Source organism: Pantoea sp. EKM101V, assembly GCF_011800325.1.
Lineage (GTDB): Bacteria > Pseudomonadota > Gammaproteobacteria > Enterobacterales > Enterobacteriaceae > Pantoea > Pantoea anthophila.
The window spans coordinates 68,695-87,480 of the sequence record NZ_JAALFP010000004.1 but is presented as its reverse complement, the minus strand read 5'-3'; the positions used below and the strand labels follow the sequence as shown (position 1 = coordinate 87,480).

Genomic DNA, 18,786 nt, shown 5'->3' with positions numbered 1-18,786 from the left:
CCCCTTACGACGCTGTGTAGAGAATCACTGCGGCAGTCGCCAGCAGGTTCAGCAGCGTCAACGGCAGACACACTTTCCAGCCGAATGACAGCACCTGGTCGTAGCGTGGACGCGGAAGCGCGGCGCGGATCAGGATGAACATCATCATAAAGAACGCCGTTTTCAGGGCGAACCAGATGAACGGCGGCAGGAAGGGTCCATGCCAGCCACCAAAGAACAGCGTAACGATCAGGGCGGAGACCGTGGTAATCGCCACATATTCGCCGACGAAGAACAGGCCGAACTTCATCCCGGCGTATTCAATGTGATAACCGTCAGCCAGTTCCTGTTCCGCTTCTGGCTGGTCAAAGGGATGACGGTGACACACCGCCACACCTGCAATACAGAAGGTCACAAAACCGAAGAACTGCGGGATGATATTCCAGAGATGCGTCTGGCTGTTGACGATGTCGTTCATATTGAACGAGCCCGCCTGCGCCACTACGCCCATCAGCGACAGCCCCAGAAACACTTCATAGCTCAGGGTCTGCGCCGAGGCGCGCATCGCACCCAGCAGCGAGTATTTGTTGTTACTCGACCAGCCGGCAAACAGCACCGCATAGACCGCCAGACCTGCCATCATCAGGAAGAAGAGCAGACCGATGTTCAGGTCGGTCACCATCCAGGTCGGTGAAACCGGCACGATAGCAAAGGCCAGCAGCAGCGAAACAAAGGCGATAACCGGTGCCAGAGTAAAGATAAAGCGGTCGGTAAACGGCGGGACCCAGTCCTCTTTAAAGAACATTTTGATCATGTCCGCTACCAGCTGCAGTGACCCGCCCCAGCCTACGCGGTTCGGTCCGTAACGGTTCTGGAACAGGCCGAGCAGACGACGCTCGGCGAAGCTCATGAACGCGCCGCAGGCCACGACCACCAGCAGAATGACGATGGCTTTAACAATGGCCAGCAGAATGTCGATAACGTCCGGTGTTAACCAGCTCATTGCGCCGCCTCCTGCAGAGTGTCGATTTTACCGTTCGCCAGGAATGGCGGAACGCCTGGCATGCCCAGCGGCAGACCAATCTGTCCCGCCTGCAGTGACGCCGAGAAACGCACCGGCAGACGCACGGTCTCACCGGCACAGCTGAACTCGACGGCTGCGCCATCGTTGACGCCCAGCTTCGCCGCATCGTCCGGGTTGATCACCAGAGCAGGCTGCGCCATACGCTGCTGGAAAACCGGGGAACGCTGCGACATCTCCTCACTACCAAACAGCTGGTAGCACGGCGCCACCCGCCACTGCCCTTCACTGACAAAGGCCTGAGGGACACGGGTAAACCAGGGTAACTGACCGGCGCTGGCTTCAAACAGGCGCACGCCCGGATCGCCATGACGCAGTTTGCCGCCCACTTCGGCCTGGAATTTGTTCCACGCCTGAGGGGAGTTCCAGCCCGGTGCCCAGGCAAACGGGATCTGAGAACGCGGTGCCGACGGCTGGTTGTTCCCTTCCATCGAGAAGGCAAACATCGTGTCCTGATCCTGCGGCTGACGCGGTTCGTGGACGCTGATGTTGGCGCGTGCGGCGGTACGACCACTCGCACGGATCGGCGAACGTGACAGTTTCTGGCCCCGGATACGGAAGCTGGCGTCAGGCGCCGCCTCTTTGATGCCGGCCAGCTGCGGCAGACGGGTAACCACGGCATCGATAACATGATCGAGCTGGGTCCAGTCCACGTGACGGCTTTCCAGGGTGCTGTGCAGCGAGTGCAGCCAGCGCCAGCTCTCCAGCATCACGACGCTGTTGTCGTAATAAGCGGGATCGTAAACCTGGAAGAAACGCTGCGCGCGGCCTTCATGGTTAACAGAGGTGCCATCGCTTTCGGCGAAGCTCGCGGTCGATAAGACCAGACCCGCCTTCTCCACGGTCGCGGTGCGCTGATGATCCACCACGATCACGTTCGTGGTCTGAGCCAGCGCCGCATCCACCAGCGCTTTTGGCGCATGGCGATAGAGATCGTTTTCCAGCACCACCAGCGCGTCGGCTTCACCGCCTGACAGCTGCTCCAGCGCGTGCTCCAGTGGATTACCGCCGATCAGGCCAAGCCCGACACTGTTGGCGTGGCCGGCCAGCAAGGTAATGCCGACATCGGCGCCACGTGCCTTCAGGGCTTTGGCGACGTTTGCGGCGGCTTCAATCATGGCGCTGCTGCCGGAATGGGTACCGGAGATGATTAATGGCTTTTTCGCACCCGCCAGTGCCTGAACCACCACATCCATTCTGGCGCTGAGTGCGCTGTCAAAATCGGTCACCGCAGGCGCGGATTCATCCAGCGCACTGGCGATGGCGAAACCGAGACGCGCCTGATCGTCAACCGGCGCACGATAGCTCCATGCGGCGATATCATCCAGACGGGTTTCATCAACGTGGGTGACAAACAGCGGATGTTTCGCATGCTGACCGATGTTCAGGATCGCGGCGATCTGCCAGTCTGCCACCTTCTGTGCCGCGGCCATATCACGCGCTTTGCCTTTCACCGCCTGACGGACGGAGAGCGCCACACGTGCGCCGACCTGGGTCAGATCTTCACCCAGCACCAGCACCGCATCGTAGCTTTCAATCTCACGCAGCGAAGGGGTGTAAATCCCCCCCTCACGCAGCACTTTCAGCATCAGTTCAAGGCGGGCCTGCTCAGCTGCCGGTATACCGGTTGAGAAGTTCTCCGCCCCGACCAGTTCACGCAGGGCAAAGTTACTTTCAACGCTGGCGCGCGGTGAGCCGATACCGATCACTTTCTTCGCCTGGCGCAGCAAATCAGCCCCGGCGTTGACCGCCTGCTCGGCGTTCAGCGTCACCCAGTCGTTGCCACGCAGCAGCATCGGCTGACGCGGACGATCTTTACGGTTCACATAGCCATAGCCAAAGCGGCCACGGTCACAGAGGAAGTAGTGGTTAACGGTGCCGTTGTAACGGTTTTCGATACGGCGCAACTCACCATAACGTTCACCCGGGCTGGTGTTACAGCCCACGCTGCACTGCTGGCAGATGCTCGGCGCGAACTGCATATCCCATTTACGGTTATAGCGTTCGGAGTGTGTTTTGTCGGTGAACACGCCGGTCGGGCAGATTTCGACCAGGTTACCGGAGAATTCGCTTTCCAGCGTGCCATCTTCCGGGCGACCGAAGTAGACGTTGTCATGTGCGCCGTAGACGCCCAGATCTTTGCCATCGGCATAATCTTTGTAGTAACGCACGCAGCGATAGCAGGCGATACAGCGGTTCATCTCGTGGGAGATGAAGGGGCCGAGATCCTGATTACGGTGGGTGCGCTTGGTGAAGCGATAGCGGCGGAAGCTGTGGCCGGTCATCACTGTCATATCCTGCAGGTGACAGTTACCGCCCTCTTCACACACCGGACAGTCGTGTGGGTGGTTGGTCATCAGCCACTCCACCACGCTTTCGCGGAACTCTTTCGCTTCGCCATCGTCGATGGAGATAAATGTGCCGTCAGAGGCCGGCGTCATGCAGGACATGACGAGACGACCACGGGTATCTTCGGCATTCTGGAATTGCTTTACCGCACACTGGCGGCAGGCCCCGACGCTTCCCAGCGCCGGATGCCAGCAAAAGTAAGGAATATCAAGGCCCAGAGAGAGACACGCCTGTAGCAGGTTGTCCGCTCCGTTCACATCATACTCTTTACCGTCTACATGAATTGTAGCCATAGTGACATGCTTCCGTAAGGCTCGTCAGAGACGAGCGTTAATCATATTCTTGCCCCGACGCACGACATTGTCGGGGCGGCGGCACCAGGCCTGTTCCGTGTGCGGCGGCGAATTACCAGCGCGCTTTCAGCAGGTTTGGCTGGATCCCGCCAATAGAGCGGGTATTGCCAAAGACCTGCGGCGCCATGCCGGCTTCAAACTCTTCACGGAAATATTTAATCGCACTCTGCAGCGGCTCGACCGCGCCCGGGGCATGCGCACAGAAGGTTTTACCCGGACCGAGCTGACGGCAGAGTTGCAGCAGGGTTTCGATATCCCCTGGCTGCCCCTGCTTCTGCTCCAGCGCGCGCAGAATTTTTACGCTCCACGGCAGACCGTCACGGCACGGCGTACACCAGCCGCACGACTCACGGGCAAAGAACTCTTCCAGGTTACGAACCAGCGAGACCATATTGATTTCGTGGTCGACGGCCATCGCCAGGGCGGTGCCCAGTCGGCTGCCTGCTTTACCGATGCTGGCAAATTCCATCGGCAGATCCAGATGCTGGTCTGTCAGGAAGTCGGTGCCTGCGCCACCGGGCTGCCAGGCTTTGAACTTCAGTCCGTCGCGCATGCCGCCCGCGTAATCTTCAAGGATTTCACGCGCGGTAATGCCAAATGGCAGTTCCCAGACGCCAGGATTTTTAACCCGCCCGGAGAAGCCCATCATTTTGGTACCGGCATCTTCACTTTTTGAGATGTTCTTGTACCACTCCACGCCGTTGGCCAGGATCGCCGGGACGTTAGAGAGGGTTTCCACGTTGTTCACGCAGGTCGGCTTGCCCCACGCACCGGCACTCGCCGGGAAGGGCGGTTTGGAACGCGGGTTAGCACGGCGACCTTCCAGGGAGTTAATCAGCGCCGTCTCTTCGCCGCAGATATAACGTCCTGCGCCGGTGTGGACGATCAACTCAAAGTCGAAGCCGGTGCCAAGAATATTTTTGCCGAGAAAGCCCGCTTCGGTCGCTTCGGCAATCGCGCGGCGCAGATGCACCGCTGCTTCAATATATTCACCACGCAGGAAGATATAGCCACGGTAAGCCTTGAGAGCGAAGGCGCTGATCAGCATCCCCTCGACCAGCTGGTGCGGCATCTGCTCCATCAGCAGGCGGTCTTTATAGGTGCCCGGCTCCATCTCATCGGCGTTACACAGCAGGTAACGGATGTTCATCGACTCATCTTTCGGCATCAGGCTCCACTTCAGCCCGGTCGAGAAGCCTGCACCGCCGCGCCCTTTCAGGCCGGAATCTTTGACTGCCGCGACGATCTCATCCTGCGACATGGTTTTCAGCGCTTTTTCCGCACCGGCATAGCCGTTTTTACTGCGGTATTCGTCCAGCCAGACCGGCTGCTTGTCGTCGCGCATCCGCCAGGTCAGCGGGTGAGTTTCAGCAGTACGAATGATCTGTTTGATTGTCATTGATACTGCTCCAGCAAAGAGGGAATGCCTTCCGGCGTCAGATGAACATGGGTATCTTCATCCACCATCATGGTCGGCCCTTTATCGCAGTTCCCCAGGCAGCAGGTCGGCAGCAGCGTAAAGCGGCCATCAGCCGTGGTCTGGCCCGGTTTGATATTCAGCTGCTGCTCCAGTGCGGCCTGGATGCCCTGATAGCCGGTGATGTGACAGACCACGCTGTCGCAGTAACGGATCACATGACGCCCCACCGGCTGACGGAAGATCTGGCTGTAGAATGTCGCCACACCCTCAACATCACTCGCCGGAATCCCGAGGACGTCGGCGATCGCGTTGATGGCACCATCCGGTACCCAGCCACGCTGTTTCTGCACGATCTTCAGCGCTTCAATGGAGGCTGCACGCGCATCTTCATAGTGGTGTTTTTCGTGCTCAATGGCGTGATGCTCTTCCGCGCTCAGCACGAAGACCTCATCAGGGTCGATCGTTTTAATGGCAATGTGTTGATCGTGCATAATTAGCGGTCCACGTCTGACATAACAAAATCGATACTGCCCAGGTAAACGATCAGGTCGGATACCAGGCTGCCACGGATTACCGAAGGAATCTGCTGCAGATGCGGGAAGCTCGGCGTACGCACACGGGTGCGGTAGCTCATGGTGCTGCCGTCGCTGGTCAGGTAGTAGCTGTTGATCCCTTTCGTCGCTTCAATCATCTGGAAAGATTCATTGGCTGGCATCACCGGCCCCCACGACACCTGCAGGAAGTGTGTGATCAGCGTTTCGATGTGCTGCAGCGTGCGCTCTTTCGGTGGCGGCGTGGTCAGCGGGTGATCCGCTTTGAACGGTCCCTCTGGCATGTTGTTGAGGCACTGCTCAAGGATGCGCAGCGACTGCCACATCTCTTCCATCTTCAGCTGGACACGGCTGTAAGCATCGCTGACGCCGGAGCCGACCGGGATCTCAAAATCGAAGTTTTCGTAGCCAGAGTAAGGACGCCATTTGCGCACATCAAAGTCGAGACCGGTGGCACGCAGACCGGCACCGGTGGTGCCCCACGCCAGCGCCTCTTCCATGTTGTAAGCGGCCACGCCTTTGGAACGGCCAACCAGCACGCTGTTGCGCAGTGCGGCTTTGTCATACTCCTTCAGGCGCTTCGGCATCCAGTCCAGGAAGTCACGCAGCAGACGTTCCCAGCCGCGCGGCAGATCGTGGGCAACCCCGCCGATGCGGAACCAGGCCGGGTGCATACGGAAGCCGGTAATGGCTTCAACCACGTCATAAATTTTCTGGCGATCGGTAAAGGCGAAGAACACCGGTGTCATTGCACCGACGTCCTGAATAAAGGTCGAGATATAGAGAAGATGACTGTTGATGCGGAACAGCTCAGAGAGCATCACGCGGATCACGTTTACGCGATCGGGCACCACGATCCCGGCCAGTTTCTCAACGGCCAGCACATACGGCATTTCATTGACGCAGCCGCCCAGGTATTCGATACGGTCAGTGTAGGGAATGTAGCTGTGCCAGGACTGACGCTCGCCCATCTTTTCGGCACCACGATGGTGATAGCCGATGTCCGGTACGCAGTCGACAATCTCCTCGCCATCCAGCTGCAGGATGATGCGGAACGCACCGTGCGCTGACGGGTGGTTAGGCCCGAGGTTGAGGAACATAAAATCTTCGTTGGTGGTGCTGCGCTTCATGCCCCAGTCTTCAGGCTTAAAGGTCAGCGCCTCCATCTCTAAATCTTCTTTCTGCTTCGTCAGCGTGAAAGGATCGAACTCCGTGGCACGCGCCGGATAATCTTTGCGCAGCGGATGGCCTTCCCACGTGGGTGGCATCATGATGCGCGTCAGATGCGGGTGCCCATCAAAGGTGACGCCAAACATCTCCCAGGTTTCACGCTCATACCAGTTGGCATTCGGGAAAAGCCGGGTAAGCGTCGGCAGATGCATATCGTTTTCAGATAAGGCCACCTTGAGCATGATGTCACGATTGCGTTCAATCGACAGCAGGTGGTAGAAAACGGAGAAATCCGCAGCAGGCAGGCCTGCACGGTGGGTACGTAAACGCTCATCCACACCATGCAGGTCATACAGCATGACGTAAGGCTTCGGCAATTTACGCAGGAACTCGGTAATTTCCAGTATCTGTTCACGCTTTACCCAGACAACCGGAATACCGGTACGGGTAGGCTGAACAGTGAAGGCGTCCGGCCCAAAACGGTTACGCAACTCGCCGATCACCGGATCGTCCAGGTGATCACGGGTTTGCCATAGCGGCTGAGCGAGATCTTGCGTGGTCAAATCTGTCATACGTTACTCACCATTCCGGCCTGATCTCAGGCACTCAAATGAAGGCGTCAGGATGGGGCCATGCATTAAATTGTGATGTTCTGCTGCAGGCGCGATTTTCCATCCGTACGGTTTTAGACTTCGTCCGGGCTGCGCAGGTTAGTGACGGCGATGCGCTCGCCGCGCTTTCTTTCCCGCTCGGATTGCATGTTGGCGCGATAAACGCCCTGATCGCCGACAACCCATGAGAGAGGACGGCGCTCTTTACCGATCGACTCCTGCAACAGCAGCAGTGCCTGCATATAGGCTTCAGGACGAGGCGGGCAGCCAGGAATGTACACATCAACCGGCAGGAACTTATCCACGCCCTGCACGACGGAATAGATGTCATACATGCCGCCGGAGTTGGCGCAGGCACCCATCGAAATGACCCATTTTGGCTCCAGCATTTGATCGTACAAACGCTGAATGACCGGGGCCATTTTGGTGAAGGGGGTACCGGCAATGACCATAAAGTCAGCCTGACGTGGCGAGGCACGCATAACCTCCGCGCCGAAACGGGCCACGTCGTGCACGGCCGTGAACGACGTTGTCATCTCTACATAACAGCAGGAGAGACCAAAGTTGTAGGGCCAGAGGGAGTTTTTACGTCCCCAGTTCACCATGTCATGCAGGGCATTTTCGAGTTTGCCCATGTAGACGCTGCGATGAACGTGCTGCTCCAGCGGATCGCTGACGATTTCCTGCTTTTGCAGAGGATAACGGTCGTTCTCACCACCGTTCGGGTCTATGCGGGTGAGCGTATAGTCCATCTTATTGCCTCTCTTTTACTGCTTGTGAGGTTTGGTGTGGCTGACCGTAGTGGTTTTCACCACTACGCGACGGCGGGCAGGCGCCCAGTCCAGCGCGCCGATGCGCACCAGATAGACCAGCCCCGCCAGGAGCACCAAAATGAAAATTGCGGCTTCCGCAAAGCCGATCCATCCGCTTTCACGGATTGAGGTCGCCCATGCGTATAAAAAGAGGGCTTCGACGTCGAAAATGACGAAAAACATCGCAACCAGATAAAATTTCGCCGAGAGGCGGATATGGGTATCACCAACGGATTCGATGCCCGATTCGAATGGCGTGTCTTTGTAGCGGGCGCGTGCTTTGCCGCCGAGCAGCCATCCTCCGGTCAGCATGAAAGCACACAGGCCAAAGGCAATAACGATAAATACGATAAACGCCCAGTGCTGAGCGATGATTTCGGTGGTAGTTGACATACTCATTGCTTACTCATCAAAAGTGGCGCTGGCATCCTGCACGCGTTTCCCGCAGCAAACTGACCACATCGATTCAAGGGAAGGGTAAAAACCTTTCAAACGTCGCTGTTATTTGTCAATAAGCAGCAATTTTATGGGGTTTTTTACTCCTTTCTATAACCTTTTGTCAACTTTGACAAAAGTATCCAAACATTATTTCACACCTGCATCATATTATTAACAAATGATGCCCCGCTTTCCAGCTAAATCGCTTCAGTCTGTAGGGTTAATTTTAGTGTAGCGGGTATTCACACGCATGGATCGTGCATTTAACAATCATATTTTGACAGGTCTCACGCTGTTTTCCTTCCCCTTACCAGGGGTATTTTCTTGATCAGGAACACAGTTTTGCCCTTTTTGCCGCAATTTTATCCACCTCAAATGAGACATCATGGAACAAAATAGCGGGTTTATGACTGGCAGGTTTCAGTAGAGAGCGGTGTGAGGCCGAAAAGGACGTGAATCAGCGGGACAGGACGTGTGCTGAGAGGCGTCTGAGGTGCATCAGACAAAAAAAAGCCTCTCGTCCGGTCAGGAAATCGAGAGGCGATTTATAAGCGTTTATTAAGACAGTCACGCTGGTATGGAGTGCAATACGTAAGCGAAACTACTCTTCGTCATCCAGCAACAATGCACCGTCGGGATTATTGCTCAGATTGTAGGGATCGTTGGTGGACTGCATGGCATTGAAGATCGCCAGTGCCAGTTCGTTATCGCTATCCGGATTGCGGCACAGCAGGTATTGCGTATCCGGCAGCACCGGCAGCCCTTCCGCCGCACCCATCACGCGCAGTTCCGGGCTCATCATTTCAACCGGACGGGCTGTCACACCCAGACCCGCTTTTACCGCGGCGCGTACGGCAGCCAGGGTTGAAGCGACGTAGGAGATCCGCCACGGAATACCGGCTTCGTTAAGATGGTCGATGGCCATATCACGATAAGGACTTGGCTCATCCAGCAGCACCAGTGGAATGGCTTCACCACGCTGGAAGATATAATCCGCAGCGCAGTACCATAAAGTCGGTGATGTCCGCAGCACCTGATAGGTGAAATTACCCGGGCTGGAGGTCGTCACAACCAGGTCCACTTCACCCTGGTTGAGCATTTCCATCATGAAAGGATTACGTTTAACCCGCACATCGATAGCCAGCTTCGGATACACCGAGGTCACACGGTTCAGCAGGAATGGCAGGATCGTGTCTGAGGTGTCATCAGAGGCACCGATAGTCAGTACGCCCTGAATGTTGCTATACATCAGTGAGGTGCAGGCTTCGTCATTAAAACGCAGAATTTTTCTGGCATAGCCCAGAAGCTGAATTCCATGCTCTGTTAACAGTTTGTTACGTCCATGTCTGGCAAACAGCTCTTTACCTACCAATTGTTCCAGACGTTGCATCTGCTGACTGACTGCTGACTGGGTTCTGCAGACCGCTGCAGCGGCGGCTGCAAAGGTATTCAAATCCGCAACGGCAACGAAAGTTCTCAGCAGATCGAGGTCGAGATTCAGTATCGGACGATTTGCATTAGTCATGTTTTTTTCTTCACTTATAAGATTTTACGAACTACTACCCTGGTGTTATTACAAGCTTATCAAAGTGATAAGCAGTAATGGTGCTTAATGACAGTCCTGTGTGAAGACTGGCACAAAAAATCTCTTGTGCGGATTCCGCACGGCTCACTCACCTGATGGGTCATACGCTGTCGTGAAAAAGACCACGTCTGAACCGAAAGCGCGGGGGGCGCGAATGCAGGAAGCTGCGTCATAATCGTGATCCTGCCGAAAAGAACCGGACAGGACGAAATTCACACTTTACGGGCTGGCGGGACAAAGCGGTAAAGTGCATTAAATAATAAATTATACTTAATCATTTTTGACTTCAAAATGGAAATGATTTTGTGAAAAGCGCTGTAAATTTTGCGGCAAAGGCATTTCCAGACCCTTATGCCACATTATTGATCACTTTTTAAGCCTTCATCGCTCTGAAATTTAGTGAGAAACTGTTAACTGCTGCCCACAATAGTTCAATCTGATGCCTCTTTTACCCTCTGCTTTTGGACCTTTTCCGGCGATCACAACACCTTAAACCGGATACTCTTAAGCAGCGTTAAGGCGTAAGTATTAACGAGGCCGCAAAATCGTCCACAAAATGAGCATTCATAAAATATCCTTTAACTATTTCTCCTGGGATATATTTCCGCGGCGGAAAAATGACCGCTTCAGATTATTTACGGTCCGCTTTGAGAAAACGCGCACCGCAGCCCCGCCCCTGCCACGCTATTCATCAGATTAAAAACCTGACCTTAACCTTATTTATGGTTTTATTGACCAGCTAAAGCCGTGGTAAATAATTTTTACGCTATGCGCCGGGCAAAAAGGTGTTGAACCCGCCAAAACCGGACGGCACCCTTCTTTTGTTATCCTGAGGAGAGTACATTGTGCTGGTTTGATTTCTGTGGCAGCCAAAAGGATTCTGCCCATTAAGGCGGTAACAATGACTTTTCAAATTGATAAATCCGGGAAACTCGACAATGTCTGTTACGACATCCGTGGCCCGGTACTGAAAGAGGCAAAACGCCTCGAAGAAGAAGGCAACAAAGTTCTTAAGCTGAACATCGGCAACCCGGCGCCTTTCGGCTTTGAAGCGCCGGACGAGATTCTGGTCGATGTGATTCGTAATCTTCCCAGCGCCCAGGGCTATTGCGACTCCAAGGGCCTCTACTCTGCCCGTAAAGCGATCATGCAGCACTACCAGGCGCGCGACATGCGCGACGTCACGGTAGAAGATATCTACATTGGCAACGGTGTGTCAGAACTGATCGTGCAGGCGATGCAGGCGTTACTGAACAGCGGTGACGAAATGCTGGTTCCGGCTCCCGACTATCCGTTATGGACGGCGGCCGTCTCCCTCTCCAGCGGGAAAGCGGTGCACTATCTTTGTGATGAGTCCGCAGGCTGGTTCCCCGACCTGGATGACATCCGCAGCAAGATTACGCCCCGCACCCGCGGCATCGTCATTATCAACCCGAATAACCCGACCGGCGCGGTCTACAGCAAAGAGCTGCTGCTGGAAGTGGTTGAGATTGCCCGTCAGCATAACCTGATCGTTTTTGCCGACGAGATCTACGACAAGATCCTCTATGATGAGGCACAGCATCACAGCATCGCCGCGCTGGCACCGGATCTGCTGACCGTGACCTTTAACGGCCTCTCTAAAACCTATCGCGTGGCCGGTTTCCGTCAGGGCTGGATGGTGCTGAACGGGCCGAAGAAACATGCTAAAGGCTACATCGAAGGGCTGGAGATGCTCGCGTCTATGCGTCTCTGTGCCAACGTGCCGGCCCAGCATGCGATTCAGACGGCACTGGGCGGTTACCAGAGCATCAGCGAATTTATCATGCCTGGCGGACGTCTCTACGAGCAGCGTCAGCGCGCCTGGGAACTGATTAACGATATTCCGGGCGTCAGCTGTGTGAAGCCACAGGGCGCGCTCTATATGTTTCCGAAAATCGATGCTAAAAAATTCAACATCTTCGACGATCAGAAGATGGTGCTGGATTTCCTGCTGCAGGAGAAAGTCCTGCTGGTTCAGGGCAGCGCATTTAACTGGCCCTCGCCCGATCACCTGCGCATCGTCACGCTGCCGCGCGTGGACGATCTGGAAATGGCCATCAATAAATTTGGCCGTTTCCTGCAAGGCTATCGTCAGTAATCCCGCCCGCGTATACTGAAGCTATTTGGGGAGAGCCTGTCTCTCCCCTGCCGGCTAACAGGAACGCGCATGACTCAAAGTCACTTCTTCGCCCATCTCTCCCGTCTCAAGCTGATCAACCGCTGGCCGCTGATGCGCAACGTGCGCACCGAAAACGTGTCTGAACACAGCCTGCAGGTTGCCATGGTGGCGCACGCCCTGGCCGTGATCAAAAACCTTAAGTTCGGCGGATCGCTGAATGCCGATCGCATCGCCATGCTGGCGCTCTATCACGATGCCAGCGAAGTGCTGACCGGCGACCTGCCCACACCGGTCAAGTATTACAACGCGCAGATCGCGCATGAATATAAAAAAATCGAGAAAATTGCGCAGCAGAAGCTGATTGAGATGTTGCCGGAAGAGTTTCAGGCGATCTATCGCCCGTTAATCGATGAGCACCTGCACAGTGAAGAGGAGCAGGCCGTCGTCAAGCAGGCCGATGCGCTCTGCGCCTATGTTAAGTGTCTTGAGGAACTCTCTGCCGGGAACAATGAGTTTTTACTGGCGAAAGCGCGACTGGAGACAACGCTGGCGCAACGGCGTTCGCCTGAGATGGATTATTTCGTTGAGGTCTTTATTCCGAGCTTCAGCCTGTCGCTGGATGAAATCTCGCAGGATACGCCACTCTGAGTCCGGCGGCGTGACCGCCGGCTCCTTCCTTACGCCTGCTGGCTAAAGGTAAAACTGCCGTCAGCTTCCCGGGTCACGACCAGTGATGCCAGTGAGCTAAGGCGAAGCGCCACCTCATCCAGCCGGGGGGTGTCCGCCGGAGCATTGATGGCGATCACCGCGCAGCCTGCGTTCAGTCCGGATACGATGCCGGCGGGGGCATCCTCTGCCACCACACAGGCTGCGGCGTCTAAACCCAGTTTCTCCGCCCCGAGCAGATAGGGATCGGGTTCCGGTTTACCTTTTGCCACCTGCTCCGCAGTAATAAACACCGCAGGTTTCGGCAAGCCTGCGGCTTTATGTCGGGCATGCGCAACCGGCACCGAACCGGAGGTGACAATGGCCCAGGGGATCTGCAGCGCGTTCAGCCTTTCCAGCAGCGCTCTGGCACCCGGCAGCGCCTGCACACCGTCGGTGTCCGCCGCTTCCGCCTGCTCCAGCGCCACAAACTCCGCCTGAATCGCCTCTTCCGGCTGGCCTGCCATAAAATGACGCAGAGAAGTAATGGCCTGCTTGCCATGAATGAAATCGAGGATCTCATCGGCGGCAATACCATGACGCGCACCCCACTGGCTCCAGGCGCGTTCTACGGCGGGCAGCGAATCGACCAGCGTGCCGTCCAAATCAAAAAGAAAACCTCTGTAGGTCACGCGCTTCTCCTCATCATGCATTAATAACCTGTGCAATCTCGTTGGCACTCAAATGGTACTGGCGCGGACAAGTCTGCCATAAAGCCAGCATGCGTTGATACTTTTCCCACATCGGGGTCTGCGCGTTAAAGCCATGGGTGCCGGAATCGAAGTGGGTGTAGCGCCCTTCCGTGTTGACCATGAAGCGCACATATCCCAGCAGGCGGGCTTCTGTCGCGGCATCAAAACCGAGAAAAGCGAGACGGCGCTCATCCGTCTGATTTTTCTCTTTCAGGTTTGACCAGGAGACGTGCAGCGCGTGATGCATTTCCATAATGTCGATCACCGTCCGGCAGGTTGCTTCGCTGAGTTCGCCGAACTCTTTATCCAGCTCCCGCATCTGCAGTGCATAACCGCGCTCAACGATGGTCTGGTAACGGCGAAAACGTTCAGCATTTTCCGGCTCCAGCATCGCCATGATTTTGTACTGGTTGGTAAGAATTAAACGCTGTGCATGGGTCATTTCCATCATTCGCTCCCGGTCGGCGACCGCTCAGTTAATCGACAAGGAGGAAATGATTACATAGCGTTAGCGATACGGAAATCGCCGTATCGCCTTTCTTTGATTTGGTTGCGGGTTAGCGGTAATTAAATTACCGCCCGCCTGAAGAGGATCAGAGATCGTCGAGGAACGTGCGGTCAAGCTGTTTAAACGCGCGTTTCAGCAGGTCGGCCAGCGCCTGATAGGTCGGTTTGCCTTCTACCGGCGCGATAGCCTGCCCCGCCTCTTCCAGGCGGGCGCGAACTTCATGAAACCAGCTCAGCAGCGTCGGCGGCAGCGGCGTAACAGAACGCTTACCGAGCCACCATAACCCCTGCATCGGCAGGCTGCAGGCAAACAGCGCCGTCGCCACGGCCGGGCCAAGCTGGCCACCCATCGCGATCTGCCAGGTCAGGGTAAAAATCGCCAGGGGAGGCATAAAGCGAATGGCAAAGCGCGTCACGGATGAAACACGGTTTTCCGGAAACACGGGGGCCAGGCGCTTATCAGCAGGCCAGGTCTTCATGTAGTGCTGACCGCGCTGAAACATCTGAAACCAATTGGTACTGCCAGATTCATTCGCCATGGCTCACCTCAACTAATCCTGCAAGCATTAAAAAAAAGTTATAACCACACAACTTTACGTGACATCCTTCAATTTTTTTTGTCTTTAAAGATGACTCCAGCTATTCTGACGCCGTTTCAACACCTTTCCGGGCGCGGGATGCCGTTGGGAAGAGGCTTGAGCCATGTTTCGACAAGGCGATCTTCAAATTTTTGCGTAAGATTACCGAAATTTTTTGCGGAAATGCAGATTTCTATCTACCGCATGATGTTTGTCATTAATCTACCAGCTTTCATGGGCTACGCTGTTAGTCTGATTGCGTTTTATTTAGCCACTCTCAAAAAATAGGTACTTCCATGTCGAGTAAGTTAGTTCTGGTTCTGAACTGTGGCAGCTCTTCCCTTAAGTTTGCCATCCTCAACCCTGCCAGCGGCGAAGAGTTCCTGTCGGGCCTGGCAGAATGTTTCCACCTTCCAGAAGCACGCATTAAATGGAAACTGGACGGCGAAAAACAGGAAGCGCCTCTCGGTGCCGGTGCAGCGCATAGCGAAGCGCTGAACTTCATCGTTAAATCCATTCTGGCACAAAAACCAGAGCTTTCGGCACAAATTGCTGCAATCGGTCATCGTATTGTTCATGGCGGCGAAAAGCTGACTCAGTCCGTTATCATCTCTGAAGAAGTGATTCAGGGCATCAAAGACGCCTCCTCCTTTGCCCCGCTGCATAACCCGGCTCATCTGATCGGGATTGATGAAGCGATGAAGAACTTCCCGCACCTGTCAGATAAGAATGTCGCAGTATTCGACACCGCTTTCCATCAGACAATGCCGGAAGAGTCTTACCTCTACGCCCTGCCCTACAAATTGTATAAAGAGCACGGCGTGCGTCGCTACGGCGCGCATGGCACCAGCCACTTCTATGTGACACACGAAGCGGCCAGAATGCTCAATAAACCGCTTGAATCACTGAACATCATCACCTGCCATCTTGGTAACGGCGGTTCTGTCTCTGCCATCCGTAATGGCGAGTGCGTCGATACCTCCATGGGGCTGACGCCACTGGAAGGGCTGGTGATGGGCACCCGCAGTGGCGACATCGACCCGGCGATTGTTTTCTTCCTGCACGACACCCTGGGCATGAGCGTTGACGCCATCAATAAACTGCTGACCAAAGAGTCAGGCCTGTTAGGTCTGACCGAAGTCACCAGCGACTGCCGCTACGTGGAAGATAACTACGCGACGAAAGAAGATGCGAAACGTGCGATGGATGTGTTCTGCCACCGCCTGGCGAAATATATCGGCAGCTACACGGCGCTGATGGACGGTCGTCTTGATGCCGTGGTCTTTACTGGCGGCATCGGTGAGAACGCGGCGATGGTGCGTGAACTTTCACTGAAAAAACTGGCGCTGCTGGGCTTTGAGGTTGATCATGATCGCAACCTTGCAGCGCGCTTCGGTAAATCTGGCTACATCAATAAAGAAGGCACCCGTCCGGCCCTGGTGATTCCGACCAACGAAGAGCTGGTCATCGCCCAGGACGCCGCGCGTCTGACTGCATAACCCCTTCTCTCCGTCAGCTCAGGCTGACGGAGTTGTTTTTGACACCCTGCCATTACTGAGAGGTTCAAACGTGTCACGTACAATTATGCTCATTCCGACCGGCACCAGCGTCGGCCTGACCAGCGTCAGCCTCGGCGTTATCCGCGCCATGGAGCGCAAAGGCGTCCGCCTCAGCGTCTTTAAGCCGATTGCGCAGCCGCGTGCCGGTGGCGATACCCCGGATCAAACCACCACCATCATTCGCAAGAACTCCTCGATTCCTGCGGCCGAACCGCTGCAGATGTCACGTGTGGAATCACTGCTGGGATCGAACCAGCAGGATGTGCTGATGGAGGAGATCATTTCCCGCTATCACGCCAACACGCAGGATGCGGAAGTGGTGCTGGTTGAAGGTCTGGTGCCGACCCGTAAGCATCAGTTCGCCAACGCACTGAACTATGAAATTGCCAAAACGCTGAATGCCGAGATCGTCTTTGTGATGGCGCTGGGTAATGACTCACCGGCCCAGCTGAAAGAGCGCATTGAGCTGACACAGAGCAGCTTCGGCGGTCAGAAGAATAAAAACATCACGGGCGTGATCATCAATAAACTGAACGCGCCGGTTGACGATCAGGGACGTACCCGCCCTGACCTGTCAGAGATCTTCGATGATTCGTCGAAAGCCAGCATCGCCAATATCGATCCTAAGCAGCTCTTCTCAGACAGCCCGCTGCCGGTTCTGGGCTGCGTGCCGTGGAGCTTTGATCTGATTGCGACCCGCGCGATCGACATGTGCCGCCACCTGGGTGCGCGCATCATCAACGAAGGTGAGATTCAGACCCGCCGGGTGAAATCGGTAACCTTCTGCGCCCGCAGTATCCCGCACATGCTGGAACATTTCCGTCCTGGCTCTCTGCTGGTCACCTCCGCAGACCGCCCGGATGTGCTGGTCGCCGCCTGCCTGGCCGCCATGAACGGCATCGAAATCGGCGCTATCCTGCTGACCGGAAACTACGAGATTGACGATCGCATCGCCCGTCTTTGCGACCGCGCCTTCCAGACCGGCCTGCCGGTATTTATGGTGAAAACCAACACCTGGCAGACCTCCCTGAGCCTGCAGAGCTTCAACCTTGAAGTCCCGGCTGACGACACCCAGCGCATTGAGAAAGTGCAGGAGTATGTTGCCAGCTACATCAACGCTGACTGGATTGAGTCGCTGACCGCCACGTCAGAACGCAGCCGTCGCCTGTCGCCACCGGCCTTCCGCTATCAGCTGACCGAGCTGGCGCGTAAAGCGGGCAAACGCGTCGTTCTGCCAGAGGGCGATGAGCCGCGCACCGTTAAAGCGGCCGCTATCTGTGCTGAACGCGGTATCGCCACCTGCGTGCTGTTAGGCAACCCGGATGAGATCCAGCGTGTTGCGGCGGCTCAGGGGGTTGAGCTGGGCAAAGGGGTTGAGATCGTTGACCCGGAACAGGTTCGTGAAAACTATGTGCCGCGCCTGGTTGAGCTGCGCAAGAATAAAGGTATGACCGAAGTTGTCGCGCAGGAGCAGCTGGAAGATAACGTGGTGCTGGGCACCATGATGCTGGAGAGCGGTGAAGTGGATGGTCTGGTATCCGGTGCGGTTCATACCACCGCCAACACCATTCGTCCGCCACTGCAGCTGATCAAAACCGCGCCGAACAGCTCACTGGTTTCATCGGTGTTCTTTATGCTGCTGCCTGAGCAGGTGCTGGTTTACGGTGACTGCGCGATTAACCCGGACCCTACCGCTGAGCAGCTGGCCGAAATCGCGATTCAGTCCGCTGATTCTGCCAAAGCCTTTGGTATCGACCCGCGTGTGGCGATGATCTCCTACTCCACCGGCACCTCCGGTGCAGGTAGCGACGTGGAAAAAGTGCGTGAAGCCACACGGATTGCGCAGGAAAAACGTCCTGATCTGGTGATCGATGGTCCGCTGCAGTATGACGCCGCCATCATGGAAGATGTGGCAAAATCAAAAGCGCCCAACTCACAGGTTGCGGGTCGCGCCACCGTGTTTATCTTCCCGGATCTCAACACCGGTAACACCACCTACAAAGCGGTTCAGCGTTCCGCCGATCTGATCTCGATCGGGCCGATGCTGCAGGGGATGCGTAAGCCGGTCAATGACCTGTCGCGCGGCGCGCTGGTCGACGACATCGTCTACACCATCGCGCTGACCGCCATTCAGTCGCAGCAGGCTGAAGGCTAAGCGCCAGGTGAGAACAGAAAAGGCATGCCCCGGGGCATGCCTTTTTTTGATCTGCAAACGTAAGATTCGGCGCTGCCCGTTGAGGCAAGGCGCCGGAAGCG

The 18,786-nt window shown here is 55.8% G+C and carries 15 protein-coding genes; 4 read left to right on the top strand and 11 right to left on the bottom strand.

The window, feature by feature from the left end; translation table 11 throughout:
* Positions 1-4: 4 nt before the first annotated feature.
* The 8 genes from nuoH to lrhA all read right to left on the bottom strand — a co-directional run bounded on the left by nuoH (position 5) and on the right by lrhA (position 10,289).
* Positions 5-982, bottom strand: a complete 978-nt coding sequence (gene nuoH, locus HFD92_RS08440) for an NADH-quinone oxidoreductase subunit NuoH (protein WP_009089020.1) — start codon at positions 980-982, stop codon at positions 5-7.
* On the bottom strand, positions 979-3,702 hold the full coding sequence (nuoG, locus tag HFD92_RS08435) for an NADH-quinone oxidoreductase subunit NuoG (protein WP_167428753.1): 2,724 nt from the start codon (positions 3,700-3,702) through the stop codon (positions 979-981). Before nuoG ends, nuoH begins: the two co-directional genes overlap by 4 nt.
* Positions 3,703-3,814: 112 nt before the next feature.
* Entirely contained in the window at positions 3,815-5,155 is a 1,341-nt protein-coding gene (gene nuoF / locus HFD92_RS08430; protein ID WP_185185199.1) for an NADH-quinone oxidoreductase subunit NuoF, read from the bottom strand.
* A gap of 2 nt (positions 5,156-5,157) precedes the next feature.
* The gene (nuoE, locus tag HFD92_RS08425) at positions 5,158-5,673 is read right to left on the bottom strand and encodes an NADH-quinone oxidoreductase subunit NuoE (protein ID WP_009089015.1); all 516 of its coding nucleotides are present in this window, start codon (positions 5,671-5,673) and stop codon (positions 5,158-5,160) included.
* Between the two features lie 2 nt (positions 5,674-5,675).
* Positions 5,676-7,475 carry an NADH-quinone oxidoreductase subunit C/D gene (nuoC, locus tag HFD92_RS08420; protein WP_009089013.1) on the bottom strand — a complete coding sequence of 600 codons (1,800 nt, stop codon included), beginning with the start codon at positions 7,473-7,475 and terminating at the stop codon, positions 5,676-5,678.
* 113 nt (positions 7,476-7,588) lie between these two features.
* Positions 7,589-8,266 carry an NADH-quinone oxidoreductase subunit B family protein gene (locus tag HFD92_RS08415; RefSeq protein ID WP_009089012.1) on the bottom strand — a complete coding sequence of 226 codons (678 nt, stop codon included), beginning with the start codon at positions 8,264-8,266 and terminating at the stop codon, positions 7,589-7,591.
* Between the two features lie 15 nt (positions 8,267-8,281).
* The gene (locus tag HFD92_RS08410; RefSeq protein ID WP_071987796.1) at positions 8,282-8,725 is read right to left on the bottom strand and encodes an NADH-quinone oxidoreductase subunit A; all 444 of its coding nucleotides are present in this window, start codon (positions 8,723-8,725) and stop codon (positions 8,282-8,284) included.
* A 640-nt stretch (positions 8,726-9,365) separates the two neighbouring features.
* Positions 9,366-10,289 carry a transcriptional regulator LrhA gene (gene lrhA / locus HFD92_RS08405; protein ID WP_003854247.1) on the bottom strand — a complete coding sequence of 308 codons (924 nt, stop codon included), beginning with the start codon at positions 10,287-10,289 and terminating at the stop codon, positions 9,366-9,368.
* A 961-nt stretch (positions 10,290-11,250) separates the two neighbouring features.
* On the opposite strand from lrhA, the gene HFD92_RS08400 reads away from it, so the two are divergent.
* Together HFD92_RS08400 and yfbR are read left to right on the top strand one after the other, a co-directional pair.
* A complete protein-coding gene (locus HFD92_RS08400; RefSeq protein WP_167428751.1) occupies positions 11,251-12,468 on the top strand; it encodes a pyridoxal phosphate-dependent aminotransferase in 1,218 nt (405 codons plus the stop codon).
* A 69-nt stretch (positions 12,469-12,537) separates the two neighbouring features.
* Positions 12,538-13,137 (top strand): 5'-deoxynucleotidase, encoded by a 600-nt coding sequence (gene yfbR / locus HFD92_RS08395; RefSeq protein ID WP_009089008.1) that lies wholly within the window; start codon positions 12,538-12,540, stop codon positions 13,135-13,137.
* 29 nt (positions 13,138-13,166) lie between these two features.
* Here yfbR and HFD92_RS08390 read toward each other — a convergent pair whose 3' ends face one another.
* From HFD92_RS08390 to yfbV, 3 genes are all read right to left on the bottom strand, one after another.
* Positions 13,167-13,826, bottom strand: a complete 660-nt coding sequence (locus tag HFD92_RS08390; protein ID WP_058956893.1) for a sugar phosphatase — start codon at positions 13,824-13,826, stop codon at positions 13,167-13,169.
* A 13-nt stretch (positions 13,827-13,839) separates the two neighbouring features.
* Positions 13,840-14,334 (bottom strand): YfbU family protein, encoded by a 495-nt coding sequence (locus HFD92_RS08385; RefSeq protein WP_058956883.1) that lies wholly within the window; start codon positions 14,332-14,334, stop codon positions 13,840-13,842.
* Positions 14,335-14,479: 145 nt separating this feature from the next.
* A complete protein-coding gene (gene yfbV, locus HFD92_RS08380; RefSeq protein WP_009089002.1) occupies positions 14,480-14,932 on the bottom strand; it encodes a terminus macrodomain insulation protein YfbV in 453 nt (150 codons plus the stop codon).
* A gap of 335 nt (positions 14,933-15,267) precedes the next feature.
* Here yfbV and ackA point away from each other — a divergent pair, with 335 nt between their 5' ends.
* Together ackA and pta are read left to right on the top strand one after the other, a co-directional pair.
* Positions 15,268-16,470, top strand: a complete 1,203-nt coding sequence (gene ackA, locus HFD92_RS08375; RefSeq protein WP_058956882.1) for an acetate kinase — start codon at positions 15,268-15,270, stop codon at positions 16,468-16,470.
* An 85-nt stretch (positions 16,471-16,555) separates the two neighbouring features.
* On the top strand, positions 16,556-18,685 hold the full coding sequence (pta, locus tag HFD92_RS08370) for a phosphate acetyltransferase (RefSeq protein ID WP_033736164.1): 2,130 nt from the start codon (positions 16,556-16,558) through the stop codon (positions 18,683-18,685).
* Positions 18,686-18,786 lie beyond the last annotated feature (101 nt).

Bases quoted from the DNA above. Each gene is read 5' to 3' on its own strand.
- ackA (WP_058956882.1), top strand. From the start codon at position 15,268: ATGTCGAGTAAGTTAGTTCTGGTTCTGAACTGTGGCAGCTCTTCCCTT.
- nuoH (WP_009089020.1), bottom strand. From the start codon at position 982: ATGAGCTGGTTAACACCGGACGTTATCGACATTCTGCTGGCCATTGTT.
- nuoE (WP_009089015.1), bottom strand. From the start codon at position 5,673: ATGCACGATCAACACATTGCCATTAAAACGATCGACCCTGATGAGGTC.
- HFD92_RS08400 (WP_167428751.1), top strand. From the start codon at position 11,251: ATGACTTTTCAAATTGATAAATCCGGGAAACTCGACAATGTCTGTTAC.
- HFD92_RS08415 (WP_009089012.1), bottom strand. From the start codon at position 8,266: ATGGACTATACGCTCACCCGCATAGACCCGAACGGTGGTGAGAACGAC.
- pta (WP_033736164.1), top strand. From the start codon at position 16,556: ATGCTCATTCCGACCGGCACCAGCGTCGGCCTGACCAGCGTCAGCCTC.
- nuoC (WP_009089013.1), bottom strand. From the start codon at position 7,475: ATGACAGATTTGACCACGCAAGATCTCGCTCAGCCGCTATGGCAAACC.
- yfbR (WP_009089008.1), top strand. From the start codon at position 12,538: ATGACTCAAAGTCACTTCTTCGCCCATCTCTCCCGTCTCAAGCTGATC.
- nuoG (WP_167428753.1), bottom strand. From the start codon at position 3,702: ATGGCTACAATTCATGTAGACGGTAAAGAGTATGATGTGAACGGAGCG.
- HFD92_RS08410 (WP_071987796.1), bottom strand. From the start codon at position 8,725: ATGAGTATGTCAACTACCACCGAAATCATCGCTCAGCACTGGGCGTTT.
- yfbV (WP_009089002.1), bottom strand. From the start codon at position 14,932: ATGGCGAATGAATCTGGCAGTACCAATTGGTTTCAGATGTTTCAGCGC.
- lrhA (WP_003854247.1), bottom strand. From the start codon at position 10,289: ATGACTAATGCAAATCGTCCGATACTGAATCTCGACCTCGATCTGCTG.
- HFD92_RS08385 (WP_058956883.1), bottom strand. From the start codon at position 14,334: ATGGAAATGACCCATGCACAGCGTTTAATTCTTACCAACCAGTACAAA.